This is a genomic window from Pseudomonas sp. ML2-2023-3, assembly GCF_037055275.1.
Taxonomy (GTDB): domain Bacteria; phylum Pseudomonadota; class Gammaproteobacteria; order Pseudomonadales; family Pseudomonadaceae; genus Aquipseudomonas.
In genome coordinates this window covers 4,103,224-4,126,563 of the sequence record NZ_CP146343.1, presented here as the reverse complement: position 1 = coordinate 4,126,563, position 23,340 = coordinate 4,103,224, and the positions used below count along the sequence as shown (strand labels likewise).

The 23,340-nt window shown below is 53.6% G+C and carries 24 protein-coding genes and 1 tRNA gene; 15 read left to right on the top strand and 10 right to left on the bottom strand.

Features of this window, described 5'->3' with window-relative positions:
- Positions 1–38: 38 nt before the first annotated feature.
- Positions 39–344 (top strand): hypothetical protein, encoded by a 306-nt coding sequence (locus V6P94_RS18885; protein WP_326397699.1) that lies wholly within the window; start codon positions 39–41, stop codon positions 342–344.
- A gap of 159 nt (positions 345–503) precedes the next feature.
- Positions 504–812, top strand: coding sequence for an I78 family peptidase inhibitor (locus V6P94_RS18880; protein ID WP_133076152.1), 309 nt, complete (start codon positions 504–506; stop codon positions 810–812).
- Positions 813–885: 73 nt separating this feature from the next.
- Here V6P94_RS18880 and V6P94_RS18875 read toward each other — a convergent pair whose 3' ends face one another.
- The gene (locus V6P94_RS18875) at positions 886–1,098 is read right to left on the bottom strand and encodes a cold-shock protein (RefSeq protein ID WP_003179963.1); all 213 of its coding nucleotides are present in this window, start codon (positions 1,096–1,098) and stop codon (positions 886–888) included.
- A gap of 293 nt (positions 1,099–1,391) precedes the next feature.
- Positions 1,392–1,694: a hypothetical protein gene (locus V6P94_RS18870; protein WP_133076153.1), complete on the bottom strand. Its 303-nt coding sequence runs from the start codon at positions 1,692–1,694 to the stop codon at positions 1,392–1,394.
- Positions 1,695–2,058: 364 nt separating this feature from the next.
- On the opposite strand from V6P94_RS18870, the gene thrS reads away from it, so the two are divergent.
- The 9 genes from thrS to V6P94_RS18825 all read left to right on the top strand — a co-directional run bounded on the left by thrS (position 2,059) and on the right by V6P94_RS18825 (position 9,501).
- The gene (thrS, locus tag V6P94_RS18865) at positions 2,059–3,981 is read left to right on the top strand and encodes a threonine--tRNA ligase (protein ID WP_326397700.1); all 1,923 of its coding nucleotides are present in this window, start codon (positions 2,059–2,061) and stop codon (positions 3,979–3,981) included.
- Positions 3,981–4,532, top strand: a complete 552-nt coding sequence (infC, locus tag V6P94_RS18860) for a translation initiation factor IF-3 (RefSeq protein ID WP_171970586.1) — start codon at positions 3,981–3,983, stop codon at positions 4,530–4,532. Before thrS ends, infC begins: the two co-directional genes overlap by 1 nt.
- Before the next feature lie 59 nt (positions 4,533–4,591).
- Complete coding sequence (gene rpmI / locus V6P94_RS18855; RefSeq protein WP_003442181.1) at positions 4,592–4,786, top strand: 50S ribosomal protein L35; 195 nt, start codon at positions 4,592–4,594, stop codon at positions 4,784–4,786.
- A gap of 28 nt (positions 4,787–4,814) precedes the next feature.
- Complete coding sequence (rplT, locus tag V6P94_RS18850) at positions 4,815–5,171, top strand: 50S ribosomal protein L20 (RefSeq protein ID WP_003442184.1); 357 nt, start codon at positions 4,815–4,817, stop codon at positions 5,169–5,171.
- A gap of 109 nt (positions 5,172–5,280) precedes the next feature.
- Entirely contained in the window at positions 5,281–6,297 is a 1,017-nt protein-coding gene (pheS, locus tag V6P94_RS18845) for a phenylalanine--tRNA ligase subunit alpha (protein WP_019829200.1), read from the top strand.
- A 26-nt stretch (positions 6,298–6,323) separates the two neighbouring features.
- Positions 6,324–8,702 carry a phenylalanine--tRNA ligase subunit beta gene (gene pheT / locus V6P94_RS18840; RefSeq protein WP_326397701.1) on the top strand — a complete coding sequence of 793 codons (2,379 nt, stop codon included), beginning with the start codon at positions 6,324–6,326 and terminating at the stop codon, positions 8,700–8,702.
- A 3-nt stretch (positions 8,703–8,705) separates the two neighbouring features.
- Positions 8,706–9,008 carry an integration host factor subunit alpha gene (ihfA, locus tag V6P94_RS18835; RefSeq protein ID WP_002553164.1) on the top strand — a complete coding sequence of 101 codons (303 nt, stop codon included), beginning with the start codon at positions 8,706–8,708 and terminating at the stop codon, positions 9,006–9,008.
- Entirely contained in the window at positions 8,989–9,345 is a 357-nt protein-coding gene (locus V6P94_RS18830; RefSeq protein WP_019829202.1) for a MerR family transcriptional regulator, read from the top strand. Before ihfA ends, V6P94_RS18830 begins: the two co-directional genes overlap by 20 nt.
- Before the next feature lie 79 nt (positions 9,346–9,424).
- Positions 9,425–9,501: transfer RNA gene (locus tag V6P94_RS18825), tRNA-Pro, on the top strand.
- 206 nt (positions 9,502–9,707) lie between these two features.
- Here V6P94_RS18825 and V6P94_RS18820 read toward each other — a convergent pair.
- The 5 genes from V6P94_RS18820 to V6P94_RS18800 are packed head-to-tail and all read right to left on the bottom strand — an operon-like array spanning position 9,708 to position 13,105.
- Entirely contained in the window at positions 9,708–10,286 is a 579-nt protein-coding gene (locus V6P94_RS18820; protein WP_082136488.1) for a plasmid pRiA4b ORF-3 family protein, read from the bottom strand.
- Between the two features lie 3 nt (positions 10,287–10,289).
- Positions 10,290–11,795, bottom strand: coding sequence for an IS66 family transposase (tnpC, locus tag V6P94_RS18815; protein WP_153380244.1), 1,506 nt, complete (start codon positions 11,793–11,795; stop codon positions 10,290–10,292).
- A gap of 37 nt (positions 11,796–11,832) precedes the next feature.
- Entirely contained in the window at positions 11,833–12,177 is a 345-nt protein-coding gene (tnpB, locus tag V6P94_RS18810) for an IS66 family insertion sequence element accessory protein TnpB (protein ID WP_048351026.1), read from the bottom strand.
- A complete protein-coding gene (gene tnpA / locus V6P94_RS25100; RefSeq protein WP_048351027.1) occupies positions 12,174–12,551 on the bottom strand; it encodes an IS66-like element accessory protein TnpA in 378 nt (125 codons plus the stop codon). Before tnpA ends, tnpB begins: the two co-directional genes overlap by 4 nt.
- A gap of 53 nt (positions 12,552–12,604) precedes the next feature.
- Positions 12,605–13,105 (bottom strand): hypothetical protein, encoded by a 501-nt coding sequence (locus V6P94_RS18800; protein WP_338648231.1) that lies wholly within the window; start codon positions 13,103–13,105, stop codon positions 12,605–12,607.
- A 164-nt stretch (positions 13,106–13,269) separates the two neighbouring features.
- Between V6P94_RS18800 and V6P94_RS18795 the strand changes: the two genes are divergently transcribed.
- The 4 genes from V6P94_RS18795 (at position 13,270) to V6P94_RS18780 (ending at position 16,841) form a co-directional block, all read left to right on the top strand.
- Complete coding sequence (locus tag V6P94_RS18795) at positions 13,270–14,307, top strand: ABC-three component system protein (RefSeq protein ID WP_338648229.1); 1,038 nt, start codon at positions 13,270–13,272, stop codon at positions 14,305–14,307.
- The gene (locus V6P94_RS18790; protein ID WP_198830856.1) at positions 14,300–14,782 is read left to right on the top strand and encodes an ABC-three component system middle component 2; all 483 of its coding nucleotides are present in this window, start codon (positions 14,300–14,302) and stop codon (positions 14,780–14,782) included. Before V6P94_RS18795 ends, V6P94_RS18790 begins: the two co-directional genes overlap by 8 nt.
- Entirely contained in the window at positions 14,779–16,584 is a 1,806-nt protein-coding gene (locus V6P94_RS18785) for a hypothetical protein (protein ID WP_338648226.1), read from the top strand. Before V6P94_RS18790 ends, V6P94_RS18785 begins: the two co-directional genes overlap by 4 nt.
- Before the next feature lie 95 nt (positions 16,585–16,679).
- A complete protein-coding gene (locus tag V6P94_RS18780; RefSeq protein ID WP_338648224.1) occupies positions 16,680–16,841 on the top strand; it encodes a hypothetical protein in 162 nt (53 codons plus the stop codon).
- Positions 16,842–16,893: 52 nt separating this feature from the next.
- Here V6P94_RS18780 and brxL read toward each other — a convergent pair whose 3' ends face one another.
- Genes brxL through V6P94_RS18765 form a run of 3 tightly spaced genes read right to left on the bottom strand, consistent with a single transcriptional unit; the run spans position 16,894 to position 23,339 of the window.
- Positions 16,894–18,933: a protease Lon-related BREX system protein BrxL gene (brxL, locus tag V6P94_RS18775; protein ID WP_198830854.1), complete on the bottom strand. Its 2,040-nt coding sequence runs from the start codon at positions 18,931–18,933 to the stop codon at positions 16,894–16,896.
- A gap of 14 nt (positions 18,934–18,947) precedes the next feature.
- Positions 18,948–21,572 (bottom strand): BREX-1 system phosphatase PglZ type A, encoded by a 2,625-nt coding sequence (pglZ, locus tag V6P94_RS18770; RefSeq protein WP_338648218.1) that lies wholly within the window; start codon positions 21,570–21,572, stop codon positions 18,948–18,950.
- A 57-nt stretch (positions 21,573–21,629) separates the two neighbouring features.
- Positions 21,630–23,339 (bottom strand): LeoA/HP0731 family dynamin-like GTPase, encoded by a 1,710-nt coding sequence (locus V6P94_RS18765; protein WP_338648216.1) that lies wholly within the window; start codon positions 23,337–23,339, stop codon positions 21,630–21,632.
- Position 23,340 lies beyond the last annotated feature (1 nt).

Here is a 23,340-nt window from a genome sequence, read left to right as displayed (position 1 = left end):
GCATGCCACACTTGCACTTTTCAAGAGTGGTGCAGGCCATGCAAATTGATCTTAACGACCCTGAAGGTTTAACCCTTGCTGCTGTACGTCAGTTACTGGCTTCGGCCAGTGACGATGCACATACGCAGTTGCGCGTGACCAAGGCGGGTATTGCCTACATTTCATCGGGTGTGGTGGGCGGTTTAGACATCGACGGGCTGCTTTTCAGGCTGGAGACATGGGCGGCAGGTTCAGGCTATGTCGGGAAAGTTGCGGCAAGTGATGAGGTCTGGGTGATGCAGATCTCCAATGCCCTTAAAGACAATTGGCCTAATCCGCCATTTGACTACATTGATGTGTACTGATTCCCACATATTTGGCAATGATTGGGTGTGCGCGTTAAATGCCTGCTCGGGCACACTTGTTCGTGCGTTGAGCAATCAGAAGATGCTATCAGGCACCATGAAACCTAATTGCGATATAGCTGTCGCAAGGGTTCGGACTATTTATTTTAAGGAGGCTTCATGTCTTGGAAGCTAGTGTCATTGGGTTCGTTGTTGGCGGTCGTAGCGCTGTCAGGGTGCAGCACGTCGAATTCGGATAAGGACCCCGTCACTGAGGCAGGGCATAGTCGTTGCGATGCTAAAGCTGCAGCATTTGTGATTGGCCAAAAAGCGTCGGCGCAGCTCCTGGAGCAGGCTCGTGTCAAGGCGGGAGCGCAGAATGCACGCCTCTTGTCACCGCACGACATCATGACGCTCGAGTATCGCTCGGACCGCTTGAATCTTAATACTGACGACAATGCAGTCATTACCCGCGTGAACTGCGGCTAAGCAGCACGGCTGGCTTTGTTTCAGGCATAAAAAACCCCGTCACATGGACGGGGTTTTTTTGTTCGAGGGAGATTTACTCCGGACGAACCTGTGCAGCTTGCATACCCTTTTGGCCTTTCTCAGCCACGAAGGAAACGGTTTGGCCTTCTTTCAGGCTTTTGAAACCGTCGCTTTCGATAGCTTTGAAGTGTACGAACAGGTCGTCACCGCCACCTTGAGGAGTGATGAAGCCGAAGCCTTTTTCATCGTTGAACCATTTTACGGTGCCGGTTTGGCGATTAGACATGGTGTATCTCCAAGAAACTTATATTTTCAGTAGTACTGTGCTGCTCAGGCCAACTGGGCACACCGAGGTATCATAGTCGAAATGTGCGCTTTGGGAGCCCCCCTGAGCTGCAGATTGCTGCAATGTTCGCTTTCTTTTACTGTTAAAAACTCTCGAAACCCCCGTTTTACGGGGGGTTGAGGGTTGAAAGCACTTAAAAAAAAAGCACGCCCGAATGCATGTTTTTTACGCAAAACAGGTTTTTAGGCCTGTTTTGCCCTCAATCAGGTCCCGATTCGTCATGGGGATGAGGGCTATTTAGTGGCTCGACAGGCCTGTATTGCATCCAGAGCTTTGGTTCTAAGCTCTGCGCTCGGCTGGGTTGTCTTGCTCATCAGTTGCTGGATTTCGGCAGTCGAAAACTTCTCGGACAACTTGTCCGCTCCGCATGCGCAATGCTGTTGGGCTGTCTTTACGTCGACGCTTTGGCTTGCCGCCGCTACGCAGTCCTTCATGTAGTCTTTTTTTGCGCCGGCTGGCCAGTTGTCGGCCTGGGCGCTCAGGGGTAACAGCATTGCCAAAGGTGCTGCGAAGGCGAGTAAGCGGATCATGCGCATAAGATGCTCCTTGTAAGCATTAAAACCGAGTGTGTATCACTGAGTATCTGAGAGGTTAGTGCAGCTCAAGTTCACCCATCTGTAAAAAACCTCCCTTTATTTTGGATGCAGGGCAGTGCGTATAACAGGGCGCGTGCATCTGTGCTAGCATGCCGCCCTTGGCTATTTTGTGTGTTTGCATGCTCTCAGAGTTGCAGGGCAATGCCATTAACCTTATTGATTTGAACTCCAGTCACTCTGGTTCGGTTTTAGGTTGGCCGCAAGGCTCCTGCCACTGTGAGGCAGGCATACCACCGAATCGCGTACTGGCTCATCCCAACCCACGTGACCTTTGGTAGGGGTCACCACTAGGAGAGGAGGCGCCATGCCAACTATTACTCTTCCCGACGGCAGTCAACGCTCTTTCGATCATCCAGTATCAGTTGCCGAGGTCGCCGCTTCGATTGGCGCTGGCCTGGCTAAAGCTACCGTGGCCGGCAAGGTCAACGGCAAGCTGGTGGATGCCTGCGATCTGATTGAAAACGACGCCACCCTGCAAATCATCACGCCCAAGGATGAAGAGGGGCTGGAGATTATTCGCCACTCTTGCGCCCACTTGGTTGGCCATGCAGTCAAGCAACTGTTTCCGACGGCCAAAATGGTGATCGGTCCGGTTATCGACGAAGGTTTTTATTACGATATCGCTTATGAGCGTCCGTTTACGCCGGATGACATGGCTGCAATCGAAAAGCGCATGCAGCTGCTGATCGAAAAAGATTACGACGTCATCAAGAAAGTTACTCCGCGTGCCGAAGTGATCGAGATGTTTGCCGCTCGTGGTGAAGACTACAAGCTGCGCTTGATCGAAGACATGCCGAACGAACAGGCCATGGGTCTGTACTTTCACGAAGAGTACGTCGACATGTGCCGCGGGCCTCACGTCCCGAACACTCGCTTCCTGAAGTCGTTCAAGCTGACCAAGCTGTCGGGCGCCTACTGGCGTGGCGATGCGAAAAACGAGCAGCTGCAACGTATCTACGGCACTGCCTGGGCTGACAAGAAGCAGCTGGCGGCATACGTCCTGCGCATTGAAGAAGCTGAAAAGCGCGATCACCGTAAAATCGGCAAGCGTCTTGGTCTGTTCCACACCCAGGAAGAAGCTCCGGGCATGGTGTTCTGGCACCCTAATGGCTGGACGCTTTATCAGGTGCTTGAGCAGTACATGCGCAAAGTGCAGCGCGAAAACGGTTATCTGGAGATCAAGACTCCCCAGGTAGTAGATCGCAGCTTGTGGGAAAAGTCCGGGCACTGGGCCAACTACGCCGACAACATGTTTACGACTCAGTCGGAAAGCCGCGATTACGCGATCAAGCCGATGAACTGCCCTTGCCACGTGCAAGTGTTCAATCAGGGCCTGAAAAGCTACCGTGAGCTGCCACTGCGTCTGGCGGAATTTGGCGCTTGCCATCGTAATGAGCCGTCGGGTGCCTTGCACGGCATCATGCGTGTTCGAGGCTTTACGCAGGACGATGCGCATATTTTCTGCACCGAAGAACAGATGCAGGCCGAGTCTGCTGCCTTTATCAAGCTGACGCTGGATGTCTACGCAGACTTCGGGTTCAAGGACATTGAACTCAAACTGTCGACGCGTCCTGAAAAGCGCGTTGGTTCTGATGAACTGTGGGATCGCGCTGAAAGCGCATTGGCTTCAGCCCTTGATAGCGCTGGCCTGGCTTATGATTTGCAGCCGGGCGAGGGTGCCTTTTACGGGCCCAAGATTGAATTTTCTCTGAAAGATTGTCTGGGTCGTGTCTGGCAATGTGGTACCCTGCAGCTCGATTTCAACCTGCCGATCCGTCTTGGCGCAGAATATGTGTCTGAAGACAACAGTCGCAAGCAACCCGTTATGCTGCACCGTGCGATCCTCGGATCGTTCGAACGCTTCATCGGAATTCTGATTGAGCATTACGAAGGTGCGTTCCCTGCGTGGCTAGCGCCGACTCAGGCAGTGATCATGAATATCACTGATAAACAGGCAGATTTTGCTGCTGAAGTTGAAAAAACTCTCAATCAGAGCGGATTTCGTGCCAAGTCTGACTTGAGAAATGAAAAGATCGGCTTTAAAATCCGCGAGCATACTTTGCTCAAGGTTCCTTATCTCTTGGTTATCGGAGATCGGGAAGTCGAGATGCAGACTGTCGCTGTGCGTACACGTGAAGGTGCTGACCTGGGCTCGATGCCCGTCGCGCAATTCGCTGAATTCCTCGCACAAGCGGTTTCCCGGCGTGGTCGCCATGATTCGGAGTAATTATTATTAAGCGTGAAATGAGACAAGATAAACGAGCTGCACCGAAAGCCCCGATCAACGAGAATATCTCGGCACGCGAGGTTCGGTTAATTGGGGCTGAAGGCGAGCAGCTTGGGATTGTGTCAATTGAAGACGCGCTTCTTAAAGCTGAAGAGGCCAAACTGGATTTGGTGGAAATTTCCGCTGATGCAGTACCCCCAGTTTGCAAGCTGATGGACTACGGCAAATCTATCTTCGAAAAGAAGAAACAGGTTGCCGCTGCAAAGAAAAACCAGAAACAGATCCAGGTTAAAGAAATCAAGTTTCGTCCAGGGACGGAGGAAGGGGATTACCAGGTAAAACTGCGCAACCTGGTACGTTTCCTGAGTGATGGGGACAGGGCCAAGGTATCTTTACGATTCCGCGGCCGTGAGATGGCCCACCAGGAGCTGGGTATGGAACTGTTGAAGCGGGTTGAAGGTGACCTGCTTGAATACGGGACCGTCGAACAGCATCCTAAGATGGAAGGACGCCAACTGATTATGGTCATCGCCCCGAAAAAGAAGAAGTAATCACTAGGGCACGGCAGGCCTTTTGATTATGTTTATCAACTGAATGCGGAGTACCGAACATGCCAAAGATGAAAACTAAGAGTGGTGCTGCTAAGCGGTTTCTGAAAACTGCTAACGGCATCAAGCACAAGCACGCTTTCAAGAGCCACATCCTGACCAAAATGTCGACTAAGCGTAAGCGTCAATTGCGCGGTAGCAGCTTGCTGCATCCGTCTGACGTGGCAAAAGTGAAGCGCATGCTGCGCCTTTGCTAATTTCGGTCAAGAATAGAGGAAGTAACTCATGGCTCGTGTAAAGCGTGGCGTTGTCGCCCGTAAACGTCACAAAAAAATTCTGAAACTGGCTAAAGGCTACTACGGCGCACGCTCACGCGTATTCCGTGTTGCCAAGCAAGCGGTAATCAAGGCAGGCCAATACGCCTACCGTGACCGTCGTCAGAAAAAACGTCAGTTCCGCGCTCTGTGGATCGCTCGTATCAACGCTGGTGCACGTATCAACGGTCTGTCTTACAGCCGTTTCATCGCCGGCCTGAAAAAAGCTTCCATTGAGATCGACCGTAAGGTTCTGTCTGATCTGGCAGTGAACGAAAAAGCGGCGTTTGCTGCGATTGTCGAGAAAGCTAAAGCCACCTTGGCTTAAGTATCCCCGACATTCACCTGGGCTTGCCTGTGTGAGCCCAGGTGCTAAACGTCTTAAATAGGGGAAGAGCCTTCAAGCTCTTCCCCTATTTTGTATCTGGAGTCTGTACATGGAAAACCTGGATGCGCTGGTCTCTCAAGCACTAGAGGCTGTGCAAAGCGCTGAAGATATCAATGCCCTGGAGCAAATCCGGGTTCAATACCTTGGCAAAAAGGGTGAATTGACTCAGGTGATGAAGACCCTGGGCAATCTGCCGGCAGAAGAGCGTCCGCAGGTGGGTGCCCTGATCAACGTTGCCAAGGAACGTGTCACAGAGGTTCTCAATGCACGCAAGGCACTGTTTGAAGAGGCTGATCTAGCCGCCAAACTGTCTGCCGAGTCCATTGACGTGACCCTGCCTGGTCGTGGCCAGACCTCAGGCGGTCTGCATCCGGTTACCCGGACTCTGGAGCGTATCGAGCAGTTCTTCACCCATATTGGCTACGGCATTGCCGAAGGCCCTGAGGTCGAAGACGACTATCACAACTTTGAAGCGCTCAACATCCCAGGCCATCACCCGGCCCGGTCGATGCATGACACCTTCTATTTCAATGCAAACATGTTGTTGCGCACCCATACCTCGCCGGTACAGGTCCGCACCATGGAATCGCAGCAGCCGCCGATCCGCATTGTCTGCCCGGGCCGTGTGTATCGTAGCGACTCCGATATCACCCACTCGCCGATGTTTCACCAGGTTGAAGGCCTGCTGGTAGATCGCGATATCAACTTCGCGGACCTGAAAGGGACTATCGAAGAGTTCTTGCGGGTGTTCTTCGAAAAAGAACTGGCCGTGCGCTTCCGTCCGTCGTACTTCCCGTTCACAGAGCCTTCCGCTGAAGTGGATATGGAATGCGTGATGTGCAGCGGCAAAGGTTGCCGTGTCTGCAAGCAGACGGGCTGGCTGGAAGTCATGGGCTGCGGCATGGTTCACCCGAACGTGCTGCGCATGTCCGGAATCGATCCGGAAGAGTTTTCGGGCTTTGCCTTCGGTATGGGCGTTGAGCGTCTGGCGATGCTGCGTTACGGCGTGAATGACTTGCGTCTGTTCTTCGACAACGACTTGCGGTTCCTCGCGCAATTTCGCTAGTCGTAACGAATTCTTAGGAGAGCAGGATGAAATTCAGTGAACAATGGCTGCGTGGTTGGGTAAACCCGCAGGTAGGTCGCGACGAGCTGGTTGCTCGTCTGTCGATGGCCGGTCTTGAGGTCGACAGCGTTTCGCCGGCCGCCGGTGTATTCAGTGGTGTGGTCGTGGGCGAGGTGCTGAGCACTGAGCAGCACCCCGATGCCGACAAGCTGCGTGTTTGCCAGGTCAGCAATGGTTCTGAGACTTTTCAGGTGGTTTGTGGCGCGCCTAACGTGCGTCCAGGTCTGAAGATTCCGTTCGCCATGATCGGCGCCCAGCTGCCAGGCGACTTCAAAATCAAGAAAGCCAAACTGCGTGGTGTCGAGTCAAACGGCATGTTGTGCTCGCAAGCAGAGCTGCAGGTGGGTGAAGGCAACGACGGCCTGATGGAGCTGCCTGCAGATGCTCCAGTGGGTGAAGATATTCGGGTTTACCTGAGCCTCGAAGACGCCAGTATTGAAGTAGATCTGACCCCTAACCGAGGTGACTGCCTCTCGCTTGCAGGTCTTGCTCGTGAAGTCGGCGCTTTGTACGCGGCACCAGTGACTCGCCCTGTTGTGGCTGTTGTACCGGCTGAACATGACGAAGTCCGTTCTGTCGAGGTTCTGGCTCCTGCTGCTTGCCCGCGTTACCTGGGGCGTGTAATCCGCAACGTTGACCTGTCCCGGCCAACGCCGCTGTGGATGGTTGAGCGTTTGCGCCGCGCCGATGTGCGCAGCATCGATGCGGCTGTCGACGTCACTAATTATGTGATGCTGGAACTGGGCCAACCGTTGCATGCGTTTGACCTTGCCGAAATCAATGGCGGCATTCGTGTGCGCATGGCTGAAGAAGGCGAGAAGCTGGTTTTGCTCGACGGCCAGGAAGTTTCCCTGCGTAGCGACACACTGGTGATTGCAGACCATGCCCGTGCCTTGGCGATTGCAGGTGTAATGGGTGGCGAACACAGCGGTGTAACAGCCAAAACCCGCGATGTCTTCCTTGAAAGTGCTTTCTTTGATCAGATTGCTGTCGCTGGCAAGGCCCGCTCATACGGTTTGCACACTGACGCTTCGCACCGCTACGAGCGTGGCGTTGACTGGAAGCTGGCCCGTGAAGCGATGGAACGCGCTACTGGTCTGCTGCTGGAGATCACTGGCGGCGAAGCCGGCCCGATCATCGAAACCGTGAATGAGCAGTATCTGCCATCGATTGCGCCGATCACTTTGCGTGCGGCTCGTATCAGCCAGATGCTGGGCATGGAAATGGACTTGGCGGAAGTTGAGCAACTGCTCAGCGCCTTGGGCCTGACCATTACCGCGGAAGGTGAAGGGCAGTGGCGCGTAGAAGTGCCTAGTCATCGCTTCGATATCAGCCTGGAAGTTGACCTGATCGAAGAGCTGGCCCGCCTGTACGGCTACAACCGCCTGCCGGTTCGTTATCCGCAGGCCCGACTGGCACCGCAAGCCAAGGCTGAAGCGCGCAGCGACCTGCCTGAACTGCGTCGTCTGCTGGTAGCGCGTGGTTATCAGGAAGCGATCACTTACAGTTTCATCGACCCGAAACAGTTCGAACTGTTCAGCCCGGGTGTTGAGCCACTGTTGCTGGCAAACCCGATCTCAAACGACATGGCAGCTATGCGCGCCTCGTTGTGGCCAGGCTTGGTTAAGTCATTGCAGCACAACCTGAACCGTCAGCAAGATCGCGTTCGCCTGTTCGAAAGTGGTTTACGTTTTGTAGGTCAGCTTGAAGGTCTTAAGCAAGAGCCGATGCTCGCAGGTGTGGTTTGCGGCAGTCGTCTTCCTGAGGGTTGGGCGCAAGGGCGCGAAGTCGTTGACTTCTTTGACGTCAAAGCGGATGTAGAGGCTGTTTTGGGTTTTGCTGGTGCACTGGATGCATTCAGTTTCGTGCCAGGAAAGCATCCTGCACTACACCCAGGCCAGACCGCTCGTATTGAACGTGATGGTCGAGAAGTCGGCTATGTCGGTGCCATTCATCCGGAGCTGTCAAAAAACCTGGGCCTTGATCGACCAGTGTTTGTTTTCGAGCTGGTTTTGGCTGAAGTGGCGCTAGGTAAAATGCCTAAATTCCATGAGTTATCGCGCTTTCCTGAAGTGCGTCGTGACTTGGCGTTGTTGGCCGATCGTGACGTTGCAGCCAGTGTTGTACTGGATGTAATTCGTGAAAATGCAGGCGAGTGGCTCACGGAGCTAAGGTTATTTGACGTTTACCAGGGTAAAGGTATTGATCCGCATAGAAAAAGCCTTGCAGTTGGCTTGACCTGGCAGCATCCATCGCGCACTCTTAATGACGATGAGGTGAACGCCACGACGCAAAATATTCTCACCTCGCTTGAAAAAAGGTTGAACGCCACGTTAAGGAAGTGACGTATGGGGGCTCTGACGAAAGCTGAAATGGCGGAACGTCTTTATGAAGAGTTGGGCCTGAATAAACGAGAAGCCAAAGAATTGGTGGAATTGTTTTTCGAAGAAATCAGGCACGCTCTTGAAGACAACGAGCAAGTCAAATTGTCAGGTTTTGGCAATTTTGATCTGCGTGACAAGCGACAGCGGCCAGGCCGCAATCCGAAAACGGGAGAAGAAATCCCGATCACGGCTCGCCGTGTAGTCACTTTTCGTCCAGGGCAGAAGTTGAAGGCCCGAGTAGAGGCTTATGCTGGAACCAAGTCATAACGACGAGCTCCCGCCGATCCCAGGCAAACGCTACTTCGCCATTGGCGAAGTCAGCGAGCTCTGTGCGGTAAAACCGCACGTGCTGCGCTATTGGGAGCAAGAGTTTCCTCAACTCAACCCTGTGAAGCGTCGCGGAAATCGCCGGTATTATCAGCGTCAGGATGTGCTGATGATCCGGCAAATTCGTGCACTGCTTTACGATCAAGGATTCACCATTGGAGGAGCGCGCTTGCGACTCTCTGGGGATGAAGCCAAAGATGACACTACCCAGTACAAGCAATTAATTCGCCAAACCATTTCCGAGTTGGAAGATGTTTTGCTGGTTCTTAGAAAGTAACTACTGCGTTTAAAATACTTCCGTATTTCAAAAGCTTAAGGTATATTTCTCGACGTTCTAGCAAGTTGTAACGCCTAGTCGGGGCGTAGCGCAGTCCGGTAGCGCACTAGCATGGGGTGCTAGGGGTCGAGTGTTCGAATCACTCCGTCCCGACCATATAATTCAATAACTTAGCCCGGTTCGGAAACGATCGGGCTTTGTTGTTTCTAGGATTTGATCATTTTGGTCACCGTTGGGTCACCGTTAGCAAAAAGCTCGTAAAGTGCCTGGCGGGGCTTCGTCGCGTTGAAACCTGTCAAGGCTGATCAGTTCTGACTGTATTGGCTGCGATCGTAAGCGTCCGAACTACACCGCCTTGCAACTCAAACCTTAATCCGTTTAAGCCACTGATTCACGCGCTCGCACTCAAATGCCGCCGGATCAAAAACATCGCCATGCCATTCAACCATGTCGTCATGCTCTGGATGATTGGGGTTGCCCATGGCCTCCAGAAAGTCCTCATAACCAGGCCCGCCACCCACGTCTTCCGGTGGGCAAGCATTGGCGCCATCGATGCAGTACGGCACCTGAGGACACGCAACCGCCGGTAACGTCTTTTCGACCTTGATACTGTGATGCCAACTGTCACCAAAGTCGTAGAGATAATTAAATGTCCGCTTTCCGCTCAGCGCCTTGATCAGCGTTTTACGGGCTTCAGGGTTTACCGTCGGCCCCCAACCATCAGGGTCGGGCATGCCGTAATTCTCACCGGCAATTTCAAACTCATGCAGATGGCTATCACTCCAGCCCATCACGACCTGGATGACATGGTGCAGTTTGCCCAAGGTGATGTTTTCAGGCACCGCGAACCGACGCCAGATCGTCGGAGTGATCCACTTCAGCTCAATGTGCAGCAGCAACAGGTCGGGGGCGGGTTTGGGTAAACGGACAGTTTTAACCATGGATCAGGCAGCCTCGCAGAATTCAGTCAGTGTGAGAGAAACGTTCCAGGGCAGCAGTTCGTCGACCCGATTGATTGGGTAGTCGGCGATGCGCTCCAGCACGTGTGTCAAATAGGCTTGCGGGTTCAGGTCGTTGAGCTTGGCCGAACCCACCAGGCTGTAAATCGCAGCCGCTCGTTCTCCGCCGGCATCGGAACCGGCAAACAGGTAGTTTTTGCGGCCCAGCGCGACGGCGCGCAGCGCCCGTTCGGCGGCGTTGTTGTCGATTTCGATTCGGCCGTCATCGCAGTAGCGCGTTAAAGCCTGCCACCGGTTGAGGGCATAGAGGATTGCACCGCCCAATGTCGATTTTTTCGACAGTTGAGCCAGCGTCTGGTTAAGCCACGCGTGCAGGTGCTCCAGCAGTGGACTCGCCCGACTTTGCCGAACCGTTTTTCTATGATCTGGCGGTTGTCCGCGGATCTCGCTTTCGATGGCATACAGGGCCGCAATCCGTTGCAGCGCCTCACTGGCAAGTGGTGAAGCCTGGTCTTTGTAGACATCGTAAAACTTGCGGCGGGCGTGAGCCCAGCAGGCGGCTTCCTGAATGCTGCCTGCAGCATACAGCTGAGCGAAACCGGCGTAGCCGTCAGCCTGCAAGATCCCGCTGAAGCTCTTGAGATGAGCACGGGGATGTTGCCCCTTGCGATCCGGCGAGTAGGCAAACCAGACCGCCGCCGGTGTCGTGTAACCGGCAGGTCGGTCGTCCCGCACGTATGTCCATAGGCGAGCCGTTTTGGTTTTGCCGTTGCCCGGCGCAAGTACACCAATCGGCGTGTCGTCGGCATGAACTTTATGGCCGCTCATGACATGACGCTCAAGGGTGTTGATCAGCGGCCTGAGCAATTGACTGCTCTGGCCGACCCAGTCGGCCAGAGTTGAGCGCTCCAGATCCACGCCCTCACGGGCGTAGATCTCGGATTGCCGATACAGCGGCAAATGGTCAACAAACTTGGAGACCAGCACGTGGGCCAGTAGCCCAGGGCCTGCAAGGCCTCGGGCTATCGGGCGACTCGGTGCCGGCACCTGAGCGATGTGCTCGCAGCAGCGGCAAACCCACTTGGGGCGAACATGGCGGATCACTTTGAAACGCGCTGGGACGTACTCCAGCACCTCAGACACATCCTCCCCCAAATGGCGAAGTTTCCCACCGCAACCGGAGCATTGCGATTCGGGCTGATGGACGTGAATTTCGCGAGGCAGGTGTTCAGGCAACGGCTTGCGCCGAGAGACGACGCGAGGGGGCGGTTCGATTGGTGGTGTCAGTTCAGTCTGGCTGACTTGCAACTCTTCAAGGCTCAACTGGAGTTGGTCGATCATGGCGTCCAGTTGCTCGGAACTGCGACCGAACTGCATACGACGCAGCTTGGCGATCATCATTTTCAAGCGCTCAATCTCTGCCCGCTGGGCAGAGACCAGAGCCTTCAAGGCTTGAAGATCGTTAGGCAAAGAGTCGGTCGCGAGCGTCATGACCGAATGTTACTTGGGATTTTTTCAGCGTGGCAAGTCAGACCGCGAGGATGGGTGCTGTACGAATTGGCCTGCGCCAATCAATGCCTTCCAACAGCATCGACAACTGCGCAGCCGTCAGCGACACGCTGCCGCTGGTTGCTTGCGGCCAGACAAAGCGTCCTTGTTCCAACCGTTTGCAAAACAGACACAACCCGTCGCCGTCCCACCATAGCAATTTGATCCGGTCACCGCGCCGTCCGCGAAAAGCAAAGATCTGACCGGAGAACGGATCGGCTTCAAGCTGAGTCTGCACCAGTGCGGCTAAACCGTCGAAGCCACGGCGCATGTCCGTGACGCCGGCAGCGATCCAGATGCGGGTTCCAGCGGGCGGAGCAATCATCGCAGTAACTGCTGCAAGATGAGTTGCAGGGTCTGCGGGTCAGGCGTGCCAGTGATGCGCAGCTTGGCTTTTCCCGCCTCAACAACGATCACGGAATGACACTCAGGCGGTGACTGAATGACTTGCGGTAAATCTATTGGCGCCTCGATCACCTGGACAGGCAAAAGCGTTGCACTCTGGCTGGCCGGGCCGAACAAGCCCTCTTGATATTGCTGCCGCCAGCGAAAGACCAGGTTGGCATTGACGTCATGCTCACGAGCGATCAACGACACGGAGGCGCCAGGCTGGAACGTGGCTTCGACAACTTTGCGTTTGAACTCTGGCGGGAAGTTGGGGCGACGACCGGGTCGACGGGCTGGGGCAATGATATCCAAGATAGTGTCCACTAAAAAATGGTGTCCACTATCTTGGCCAATTCGGAGGGCTGTCAGCAGAGGGTGCTGGCCGGACGGTTACCTGCGATCTGTTCCTTTTCGCGAACTTTCTCTTGGCGAGCACTGGCTGGCATCGACACGACGAGCTGTCTTGAAATTTTTTTCTGATCACCACCAGAAAGATATGGCAAATCAGGGCGAGGTCGATCACCAACTGCTTGCGGTGGGTGTTTTTGTGCAGCTGGCAGAGTTCCCATACCTGTCGCAACAGTGAAAGTGGATGGCGCCAGCCAGATGGTCTCAGGAGGCGGCGCAAGCGCGAACCCATCACTAGGCATTGCTTGAGCGGAGATCGTCGTATGAAGAGCGTTGTGGGAGGTCGGTTTTTCTCTTGTTCGGAGGCAGGCCCGAACTGGGTAGTCAGGCAAAGCTCGAAGCGACTGGCAAAGTAAGGCTTTCTCGATGCTCGTCACATTGAGTAGATTCGATGTAGCTGCTCGCCCATCCATCGTCAGTGCCTGCTTGCTCGAAGAGGCGTCGCTACCTATCACCAAGGCCGTCCGTTCCTGCAGTGACGCTGCCTTTTCACCGATCTGAACGAGCCAAGTCGAATTGTGTTAAGCAAGCGTCTATGGACGCCTGGATAGCATCTGTATATGGTTCAATCAATCTTGTGATCGCGGTGTAATTCGCAATGGAGTTTACCCAGGAGGGGCCCGTGTCTTCGAGTAGTGCTTATCATCCAGGTCCGGTAGAACCAACTCCACAGCAGCGCTTGCTACTGATGGATGACGTGCAGTGGGAGTCGTTTATAGAGCGCTGCGCACGCCAGCTCGAGAAGGAGGGCCAATACGCGCAGGTTCTGAAGCTAGGAGGCGCAAATGACAAGGGGCGAGATATATGTGGGTACACGGTACATCCACCTGCTTCGGATACTTGGGACCTATACCAAGCTAAGTATTACAGCAGCACTCTCTCCCCGAGCCAAATCGTAGGCGAGCTGGCCAAGTTTCTTTCTTGCGTGCAGGACGGAAGCTATACCTGTCCAAGGCGCTATTATCTTTGTGCACTACGAATTGGGGCGACTTTGCTCGATTACCTCCTGAATCCAGAGATCATGCGCACCTGGATACTGGCGCAATGGGAGGAAAAAAAAGGGGAATTCGGTACGTTCAAACGGAGTCTAGATCCGGCGCTAAAGTTATTTGTGCAGACATTTCCCTTCGAAATTATTGGCCGCCGTACTCCCGAAGAACTGCTGGAGATTCATTCGAGGAGTCAGACGCAGCACTGGGAGCACTTCGGCGTGCTTGACGTGCGTGGATCGAACCCGCAAATGCCCGAGGAACCAGACCCCATTGAACAGCGGTATGTTGATGCTCTACTGCTGGTGTATGAGGAGCAGTGTGGAAACTGCGTTGCTGTGGTGCCTGAGATCCCTCGGAATTTGAAGAGGCATTTCGTGGCACAACGTCGGCTGTTCTACAGCGCTGAGGGGTTGAACCGCTTCAGCAGAGATAAGCTCTCCGGTGCCTTTGATGGGCTCCTCACTGAGGTCGAGATTGGTATTGGCGGTATAGTGGCAACCCCTCACGATAGCGGCATGATTAGACTAACGGAGACATTGGCCATCGCCAATGCACTTCAAGTCGTTAACAACCCCTTGCATGCTCGGTTGCAGGCCGGTGACCTCCAAGGTGCCTGTCATCATCTTGCCAACCAAGATCGCCTGAGCTGGATAGACACCGATGAGTAGCTCAGAAGTCTTCAATACCCCGTTCGAGTTAGGACTGCGAATGGTCTTTCTGCTGAACGCGCTGCATCCACGGAAGGCCGATTTACAGACCCTGATGTATCTGGATTACGCAGTCATCTACACCGGCGACTTGAATGGACCGCCAAGTCTGCACACACCGGTTCCGCTGCGTGGTGCCGAATATATTAGTCGGCGAGAAATAATTGAGCATGGTCTGTCTCTCATGGCATTCAGAGCATTTGTCGACGCTATGGCTACACAAGAGGGAATCAAGTATGGCATTGGCGAGAGTGGACCGGCTCTCGTCGACCTGCTAGGAGGTCAGTACACCAAGGATTTACGTGATCGATGTAACTGGGTTTCGGAACACTTTGGGGGGCACACCGATTTTCAGCTAGAAGAAGTTTTTGGAGCTAAGGGAAGACTTTGGCGAACACATTTCATTGGGAAGGAAGGCTTGCCGAGGGCAGTATGAGAATCGCAATCCATGGACTGGTGCTTACCGGACCCGATAAACCCAATGCCGAACTGAAACCCGTCGGGGAGTCGCACCTTGTATTTGGTCCGACTGATACGGGCAAGTCTTATATTGAGGAATGCATAGCCTACTGCTTAGGTGGCGACGAACATCCGCGAAATGTTGGCTTTTCAGAGGGCTATACGCGCGCGGCTCTACAAGTCCTCGGACCGGATGGATCTGAGTACACTTTCTTTCGGGATCTCTTGGAGGAGCGTCAAGTCGTTTACTCGGGCTTCCATTCTTTGCCACCGCTGTCGTCTCAATCCCCTGTCGCAGAAGAAATTGGCCCATATCTAATTGAATGGGGTAGGGCGTCAGGGAACAGGATTCTCGTTAAAGCCGGAACTCTCGGTAACGTGACTGCGAACGACCTGCGCTTTTTGAGTCTTTTTGACGAAATTCGTACCTTAGATAAGGTCCCGTTGAAAGGGAAAGACAAGCTTCTCAAGATGCGCTTTCAGTCCGTGATTATGCTGGCTTTGATTGGAGTGGATGATTCGGGAGCGACTCTCACAGTTAAAACTGATCAACGTAATATCGCTAAAGGTCATGTGCAGGCGATCGAAGACGAATTGAAAGTGCTACATGCCGATATTCCGAGCACATGGTCCAAAGAGGACTGCGCAGAAGGACTTACGAAGATTGAGCATGAACTTCGAGAAGTCGGGACATTCCTTAGGACTAACGCTCAGGAGTTAACGGAGCTAAAGACAGCGCACGAAAGTCTCGAAGACGGCCTTAGGGGTGTTCAGGCAGAGCTTGCCGAGGTATTAGAAGCGAAGGGCCGGTTTGTGCTTCTGGACGAGAAATATCAAAACGACGTACATCGACTCAGTTCGTTGATCACGGCCTCGGAGATTGTCGAGACCTTCGAATCCCAGCCCTGCCCACTGTGTCGGACGGATCTGAATCATAAGCGTAACCATGTCCATCTAGAGCAGGGCGACATGCTACGGGAGGCGGCTCGCGCGGAGGTATCAAAGATCAATGCTCTGAGGCAAGGGCTTGCGATCGCACTATCAGATATCGATGATGACATCGAGAGTTCGCGCTGTCGGGAAACGAGCTTTCAGCGTGAAGCCGCTGCCAATCTGAGCGAGCAAGCTAGGCTTCTTCGCCCGGCTTCGCCCAATATGGAAGCCGACTATTTAGGAACACTTACCGCACGACGAACTGAGATGGCCATGGCAGCCAGGAACTTCGAGCGGATTGATACGCTCAATGCGCGTCTTGTTGGTATGAAGGCAAAGACGAAGCGACAAAAACAATCTATTTCACGCGACTTCTCCACCAGCGCCACTGAGCTTTGTCGCCGAATCTCGGAGCTGCTGACGGCATGGGGTGTACCAATGGTGGAGTCGGTCCATTTTGACGAAGACGACGCTGACATCCACATCAACAATCGACAGCGCGTGTCGTTCGGAAAGGGTAAGCGCGGGATCTTCCTGACCGCGTTGGCTGTTGCATTAATGGAACGTGCACTCCACCAAGGAAATCCTCACCTTGGATTGATCGTCATCGACTCCCCAGTGGTTACTTACAAAGATCCAAAGCATGGCAGCAACAATCCGGAAGAGGCTCTTGATCCGACCGTTAAGGACAAATTCTACGCTTGGCTCGCGGATCGGCAGGAGTCTGGTCAGATCATTGTGCTAGAGAATGAGGAGCCAGACGGTCAGTTGCAGATGCGTCTCGCTCATACAGAGTTTGTTGGCGTAGGTGAAGCAGAGGGTCGTCGTGGCTTTTTCCCGATTTAGCATCGTGCCAGTCCCTATAGCGGCACTTTGCTAAGGATAATACGTAAATTGGACTGGTCATTCCGTCTGCGGTGTTACCTTTTGAACGCAATATCATGCTCAATCCGTGCGACCCGGCGATCAGCCGGGTTAACGACCATGTCGATACCACCCGGCTCAGTGAGTTTGGTGGCGTCGGCGTGGTGGAGCAGCTTTCTGTGCAGCACCAGCAAGTCACGGCGGAACCAAAGCCGATTCTGATTCCGCATTGCAGATAATGCACAAGCAGCCCACCTCAAATCCGTAAGCGGGCTATTAGATGGCCTTGTTTCAGTCTACGCCCATTGCCTTAAATACAGCCTCTACTGGTTCGCCATAAAAGCTGGTCTGAAACTTGGTGAACAGTTCGGCTGGGATGCTGGGGATGTCCTTGGCACTGCTCATAGGAAGCGCAACGCGCTTTCCTCCCGCGTCGAAAGCCACTTGCAGGCACTCGGCGATACTTTCAACTGGCGTGATGCTGCCGCCCAAGCTCATATCACCGAGCACGACCATTTGACCTTGCGCAGGCCTGCCCATTAGGCCGGAAGCAAAAGCTACTAGGCTGGGTAGTGCCATATGAGTAAGAGGGCCGGTGTTTTGCAGTTCAACCACATGTAAATGGAAGTCGTGCTCCAGCACCTTAGCCGAGGCGCTGATGCGCGAGGCGTTGGCCTTGAAGTAGTCAAAGGCAATTTTCACCTGTTCTTTGGCAGAGCTGGAGTTCCATAGGCCGGAGGTAGCTAGCTTGCCAGTACCCTTGGTCACCTGCAGTTCGATCCGATATAACCCAGGCATGCCTTTGCCGCTCAAGCCTATAGTGTGGATGAAACCGGGCTTTCCCGGCCCTTCTGGGATAAGGCCACCACCGCCTTGCTCTTTCACAGTGACGAAGTGTTCTTCGAGGGTTTCGTTGTCGATGTAGCTGAAGTGAACATCGTAGAACTCCATTCCACCGATCTTCTTTAGCTGTTCTTTCACACGTCGGCGGACCTGGAGTGCGTATTCGAGGCACTGGCGCACGTCTTCTTTGGTGAATACGTCGTGCGGGTAGAGCAGCTTGAGCAGGCCGGATACTGTTTTGCGTACTGCGATCACATCGCGCTGGTTTAGGTTGTTACCCAGTTTGAAGTGTTTGTCGATGGCGTCGGCGAAGCTGCGCTTGCGCATTTCGCGGAAAAACTCTGCCAGGTAATCGACGATTAGCCCGTACCTGTTGGTGAAAAATTCCGGGCGCATTTTTGGGATTTCCCAGCCAGGAATGTAAGCGTGAAATCGGTCGAAAAAGGCTGCGTCGATCATCTGCTCAGGGAAGGGGGCGAGCAGGTGACTGGTTTTCACCAGCGATTCGACGCTCTGATTGATGTTGCCGACGAAGACCATGGAAGCGGAGGCTTCCATCTGCTCACGGCCGCGACCGAAGGAGCCGGAGGCCATGAAATCCTTCATGATTTGCACGCCGTCCCTGTCCTTGAAGTTGATGCCTGCCACTTCGTCGAAGGCCACCACATCCCAAAGACCGACCAGGCCGATGCGGCGACTGCTCATGTTGTAGAACAGGTTAGCAACGGTGGTTTGGCCGCCGGACACCAGCATGCTGTTCGGTGAGCACTCCTTGTAGATATGGCTCTTGCCTGTACCGCGTGGACCGAGTTCGCAAACGTTGTAGTTGTTCTCCACGAAGGGAATCATCCGGGCTAGCAAATGCCACTGTACGGACTCATCCAACGTCGATGGCTCCATGCCGATGGAGCGAATCAGTGTCTCGCGCCAGTTTACGGTACTCAGTGCTGCGCGCCCTTCGAACAGCTCCTGCATGTTCATGTTAGGCATCTGGATAGGCTTGAGCAGCGTGACGCCAAAAGGAGATCCCGATTGGCCTTCCTCGTGGTAGTAGCTCAGCGTTGCGATCACCCAGATGCCGCCCACAAGGAGCTTTTCGTATTCTTTAACGATGCCAGCAGAGATTTCAGCGTCCTTGATGCCAAGGTTGCTGAAAGAGGCTTCGTATCGGTCTTTTTTTTCATTCAGTCGCACGGTGACTCGGTCGATCACCTTGTACGTGCCGCGCTCGCGAACTAGAGACTTGACCTTCTCGGCTTCATCGGGTCGAACATAGTTCTCCGCTAAAATTTTCTTGACGTTCTTCAGGCCCTGTTCGATCACCTCTGAGTCATCGGACGCGCAGTACATACCCAGCAAGTACTCAAGCACGTAAACCGGTACGTTCGCGCCTTCCTTTATCAGCTTGGTCAGATCCTTGCGCACCACGCGACCGGCAAAGTGCTCGTTAAGCAACTGATCGAGATCTTTATCCACTTGGGTTTCCATCTAGTGTAGTGCTCTCAAAAAAAGTCGTCGGTGAAGGCCAGGTCAATCGTCACACGGTAGCGCTCAAGCTCAGTGTTCAAATCTTTATCGCGGATCACCAGGAAGTAATCTTTCTGCCGGTCGAAATCGCTGCCTGATAGTGACAGGCGTACCTGCTTAAGGCGCGCGCTCATGGAGTCCGTCGCACAGTCAAACGTCACGACCTCCTCACTGGAGACCGGCTGCTCCCCTTCGTAGATCGACACAGCAACCGTAACCGGCAACACCTGTTCGCTTACCGACTCGGTCTGGATCAGGTCAAAGCGCTGGATATTGGTGACCATCTTCAGGGCTGACTTCGGCGAGATCACCCCGACTTTGCGCTTAGTGCGTTTCTCCGCTTTCTCACCGCGCAACTGGTTTACCGTCAGCACAGGTACAACGATTTCCTGAGGCATGGCCCCGCCATGAACGAAGCGTGCACCGCCGACAAAGTGGAAACGATTCGCGCCTTTGGGTATCCAGAACTGAGTGTCCGATGTTGTGCCCGCGGTCTGCTTGGTCGATCCCTGCCAGACATCCTTGGCAACAGGCAGAGTATGGCCAATGACATAGCGTTTCTTACTCTTGATCGCACTATCCGGCTTCTCTGCGAGTGAGGTGCGATCCGCCGCCTCAAGCTTACTCTGCTGAAAGAGGAACCCATGATCGGCCGTGATCAATACCGTGCTGGTGTTGAAGTGCATGAGGATCTTGCGGGTCAGCTCGGTCAGCTCCTCAATGGCGAACTCGACGTGGTGGAAGGTATCCACCTCGGAGCCGCCGCCTTTGTCACTGCGGTCATCGATCACGTTGTGATAGACGTAAACCAGCTGCTGATCCTTCAGCGCTTCACGCCCAGCGTCACGGGACCACTCTTTGACCTGTAGTGCGGTCACGGCCATACCGCCATGCCGGGCAAGAGCTTTGTCGCGAGTGATGGTGTTGCCAGTATTGAGTCCGTTTACAAAAACACCATCACTGCCCTCGCGATACTCCAGCGTCTGGTGTGGCAGCAGGGACGCCATACCCAACGTGGTATAACTCGGCAATACGCCCAACTGGCTATTCAGGTTGGCCTTGCTGTAACGCTTTTCATTGATGCGCTGGCACAGCTCGACGGCGGCCTCATAGCGGAAGGCATCGCTGATGATCACTACAACGCGCTTGCTACGATGCCCCTCCAACAAGGGCGCTACCCAACGCTCATAGAAATTATGCTGGTTAGGAACGCCAGATATTTTCCAGTGCTCCAAGCGCTGTTCGGCCTCAACGCGGTCGCCCCAGGAGCGTCCGAGCTGATCGAGATACCAATACGCATAGCACTGCTCTACGGCCTCATCAAGCTTCTTCAGCAGCTCAACGTGGGCGCGCTGGGAGGCGGCGAAATAATGGCGGTAAGCCGTGTCAAATCGATACAACTCGCTCTCATAGGCTTTGTACAGTGCCTCTGAACTGGTGAAGTGGAAGCCAGCCGCGTACTTGTGGCGCTGCGTAAACAGGTCGATCGCAGCCGACAGCGCCGTGTATAGCAGCCGGTACTTGCGGCGTGTCTCATCGTCCTTATGGCGAGTTGCCCAATAGTTATCCAGTCGCTCGGAAATGATCTTCGCAAACAGACTAAGGTCACGCGGATCTGCCTCCGGAATAGCCTTGGTCAGATCGACAATGATCTGCCGCTCGACGGCTTCGAAGGTTGCAACATTGGCCAAGTTCTCCAACGAGATTTCACAAATTTTCTGAGTGATATGCAGGGCTTCACCGACCCAGCCAGAAACTTCATCATAGGCTTGGTAAAATCGTGAGCTGTCACGCCAGCGGGAAAGCAGTGCTCGTGAAGTAGCACGTGCGCTGGCTGAGGGGATGGCAATCGCTGAGGCCCAGCTGGGTATATCGCCGATACTTTCGCAGTATCCGGTTGCCAGAAGTCGAATTAGGAAATGCCCAAAGCTGAAGGGTTTATCGCCACTGATTTCCTCGATGGAGGCTGGATAGCCTACCTCGTCACGCAGGGCTTGCAGCAGCGCAGGCATCAGGTCGAGCTTGTACAGTTCATCGATGATCGCTGGATTCTGCTCAAGACCCAAATCGTCACGTACGGCACCATCGGCCAAGGTGCAAAGCAGCGTCATGACGTCACTGCCACTTGCACCCAGCACAACGGCAATCATCGCCAGATCCAACTCATGCTCAGTGTCAGTTGGTTGGATCAAACGCTTCAGGCTAGCTAGTCGAGCCTTGCTGCCAAGGAAGCGCTCACGCTTGGCTAGATGTTCACGGAGCACCTGCTGGTGTAAGCCCAGGTCATTGAATATCAGTGACACGTTGTCGGCGTAGAAACTGCGCGAGTACAGCTTGATGTCCAGCAGCCAGTCATCATTCGCGTCTGGTTCGGAGCAAGGGAAATAGAGCAGGTACTTACCTTCAGTATCCTCAAGCTCCAGCTTGAGCTTGGTACCGAAGGTGGAATGCCCCTGCATGTTCAGCACCTGGACGCCAGGTAAATCAAGCTGTTCGAGCACATCCATGAAGCCTTGCTCAGGGTCGTACCAGAAAACGATGCGATGGCTTTCTTTGAAAAATGCCTGCCGCAGCCCTTGGTTAAGTTGTTGTGTATCCATAATTAAATCCTTGGCCTACAGCAGAATCTCAGGCATGAAATTTACGTTAGGCTTATCTTAATAGGCGCTTTGGATCTCTTCGCGAAGTTTTGTCACCTCAGCCAGTTCAGCGCGGAGGGCGTTTGCGCTGTCTGATTTGTCGACAGACTGAGCTCGTATTTCCTGGAGAGCTTCGTCAATATTCACGATGGATTGATCAAATCCTTTATCAAGTAGCTTCTCGACCTGAGCGTCGATACTCTTACGCACGGAATCGCTGTAATCTTTAAAGTTTTTTCGGATATCCCGCTTTATTTTACGAATCTCTTTTTCATGTTCAGATTGCTGATAGTCGTCATACATCTGCATGCCAACCCCGAAGATCGCCATTGCCGGGCCTAGAAATTTGGCGCCTTTACCGATTTTGTCCGCTATTTTCACAGCTTCCCAAGCCTTGAATTTGTAGCCAAAGAAGCCGCCGATCTCTTTAATAGCGGTATGTAGCGTGCTGCCTGAAACTGATTTGAGCCCTGTTTTAGATGCATCGCCAACAGCGCTTTTAGCAAGGAATGAGAATCCCTTTTCTGCGGATTTCGTCATGCTCTGGCTGAGAGCGCTGTTAAGCTTCAGGGGATCATCTTTGGAGACGCTGCCGACTTTCTCTTGCTCGGCTTCTGGATTAAAGTTCTTTGCAGCTTCCAGGGCTTCATTGATTTTCAAGCTGGCTGGGGTATTTGCCAACTCGACTAGCTCCGCCTCGAGGTCTACAAGGCACTCGTCCACAGTGACCTGCAGATCTTCCAGGGCAGAAGTTATCAGTCGCTCACATTCGTGAGTCGAACTGTCCTGTATTTTTTCAAATTCTTCCTGCTCTCCACCCAAAGTATCGGCAAGCCGATTTCCTTGTTCAACAATCTGGCTGTTCAGTTTGTCTAAGTCCGCGTTGACCTTTTTGATGAGGTCCCGTCTGTTGACTTGAAACACGCGTTTGTTTTGCGTGAGCAAGCTAACCAAGCCCTTTTGCAGCGGGTCAGAAATGGTCAGATCGTCAATTTTTGACTCCAGCTTGATTTGAAGCTGCTGGAGCGGGGTCGTCAGTCTGGCGTATAAGCCGCGTTGCGCGACAAAGTCATCAATTGCTTTGGCGAACCCTTCAGCGTTAGAAAGCGCTAATAACTCATAGCGCTCTTGCTCGTCATCCTCATCGAATGCGTCGAAGAATGACTGTGCGTCAGTAAAGACGATGGGGAAGTCTTCTGGGATCTTTGGCTCAAGTACCTGGGTGATGCCGGCGATCTTGGTCTCTTTGTCGGCCGAGTCACTTTCAAATTTGTTGATGACGATCATCATCTCCTTCGCGCGACCCTGGTTAAAGCAGAGGTTGCGGAAGGCGGCGCCTACTACATCGTCGAACAGTTCATTGGTGATTACGTAAACCAGCAAGTCTGCTTTCGCTATGGCTTCAAGCGCTTTGGCATCATGTTGCTCGCACTCACCAGCAAGGATTCCAGGGGTATCCCAGATATTTAACGATTTATGCTGGTATTGAGTGACAAAGTCTGTTGTTACGCCAGCTCCAATTTTAATATGCTCAATGCCTGTCAGCATCTTAATTAGGGAGGACTTACCAGCGCTGTACTGGCCGGCAAAAACAAGATTCAAAGGCGCTAAATCAATATCGAACTCTGCCTCCGATGCTTTGAAGTTGCTGGCGCTCCAGAGCACGTTAGAGCGCAGGTAAAGACTTTCGACCTTTTCTTTGAGAATGCTGTAACAAATCTCGCTCATG

Excerpts from the sequence above, each read along its gene's own strand:
- V6P94_RS18885 (WP_326397699.1), top strand. The coding sequence starts at position 39 with ATGCAAATTGATCTTAACGACCCTGAAGGTTTAACCCTTGCTGCTGTA.
- V6P94_RS18880 (WP_133076152.1), top strand. The coding sequence starts at position 504 with ATGTCTTGGAAGCTAGTGTCATTGGGTTCGTTGTTGGCGGTCGTAGCG.
- V6P94_RS18875 (WP_003179963.1), bottom strand. The coding sequence starts at position 1,098 with ATGTCTAATCGCCAAACCGGCACCGTAAAATGGTTCAACGATGAAAAA.
- V6P94_RS18870 (WP_133076153.1), bottom strand. The coding sequence starts at position 1,694 with ATGCGCATGATCCGCTTACTCGCCTTCGCAGCACCTTTGGCAATGCTG.
- thrS (WP_326397700.1), top strand. The coding sequence starts at position 2,059 with ATGCCAACTATTACTCTTCCCGACGGCAGTCAACGCTCTTTCGATCAT.
- rpmI (WP_003442181.1), top strand. The coding sequence starts at position 4,592 with ATGCCAAAGATGAAAACTAAGAGTGGTGCTGCTAAGCGGTTTCTGAAA.
- rplT (WP_003442184.1), top strand. The coding sequence starts at position 4,815 with ATGGCTCGTGTAAAGCGTGGCGTTGTCGCCCGTAAACGTCACAAAAAA.
- pheS (WP_019829200.1), top strand. The coding sequence starts at position 5,281 with ATGGAAAACCTGGATGCGCTGGTCTCTCAAGCACTAGAGGCTGTGCAA.
- pheT (WP_326397701.1), top strand. The coding sequence starts at position 6,324 with ATGAAATTCAGTGAACAATGGCTGCGTGGTTGGGTAAACCCGCAGGTA.
- ihfA (WP_002553164.1), top strand. The coding sequence starts at position 8,706 with ATGGGGGCTCTGACGAAAGCTGAAATGGCGGAACGTCTTTATGAAGAG.
- V6P94_RS18830 (WP_019829202.1), top strand. The coding sequence starts at position 8,989 with ATGCTGGAACCAAGTCATAACGACGAGCTCCCGCCGATCCCAGGCAAA.
- V6P94_RS18820 (WP_082136488.1), bottom strand. The coding sequence starts at position 10,286 with ATGGTTAAAACTGTCCGTTTACCCAAACCCGCCCCCGACCTGTTGCTG.
- tnpC (WP_153380244.1), bottom strand. The coding sequence starts at position 11,795 with ATGACGCTCGCGACCGACTCTTTGCCTAACGATCTTCAAGCCTTGAAG.
- tnpB (WP_048351026.1), bottom strand. The coding sequence starts at position 12,177 with ATGATTGCTCCGCCCGCTGGAACCCGCATCTGGATCGCTGCCGGCGTC.
- V6P94_RS18790 (WP_198830856.1), top strand. The coding sequence starts at position 14,300 with ATGAGTAGCTCAGAAGTCTTCAATACCCCGTTCGAGTTAGGACTGCGA.
- V6P94_RS18785 (WP_338648226.1), top strand. The coding sequence starts at position 14,779 with ATGAGAATCGCAATCCATGGACTGGTGCTTACCGGACCCGATAAACCC.
- V6P94_RS18780 (WP_338648224.1), top strand. The coding sequence starts at position 16,680 with ATGCTCAATCCGTGCGACCCGGCGATCAGCCGGGTTAACGACCATGTC.
- brxL (WP_198830854.1), bottom strand. The coding sequence starts at position 18,933 with ATGGAAACCCAAGTGGATAAAGATCTCGATCAGTTGCTTAACGAGCAC.
- pglZ (WP_338648218.1), bottom strand. The coding sequence starts at position 21,572 with ATGGATACACAACAACTTAACCAAGGGCTGCGGCAGGCATTTTTCAAA.
- V6P94_RS18765 (WP_338648216.1), bottom strand. The coding sequence starts at position 23,339 with ATGAGCGAGATTTGTTACAGCATTCTCAAAGAAAAGGTCGAAAGTCTT.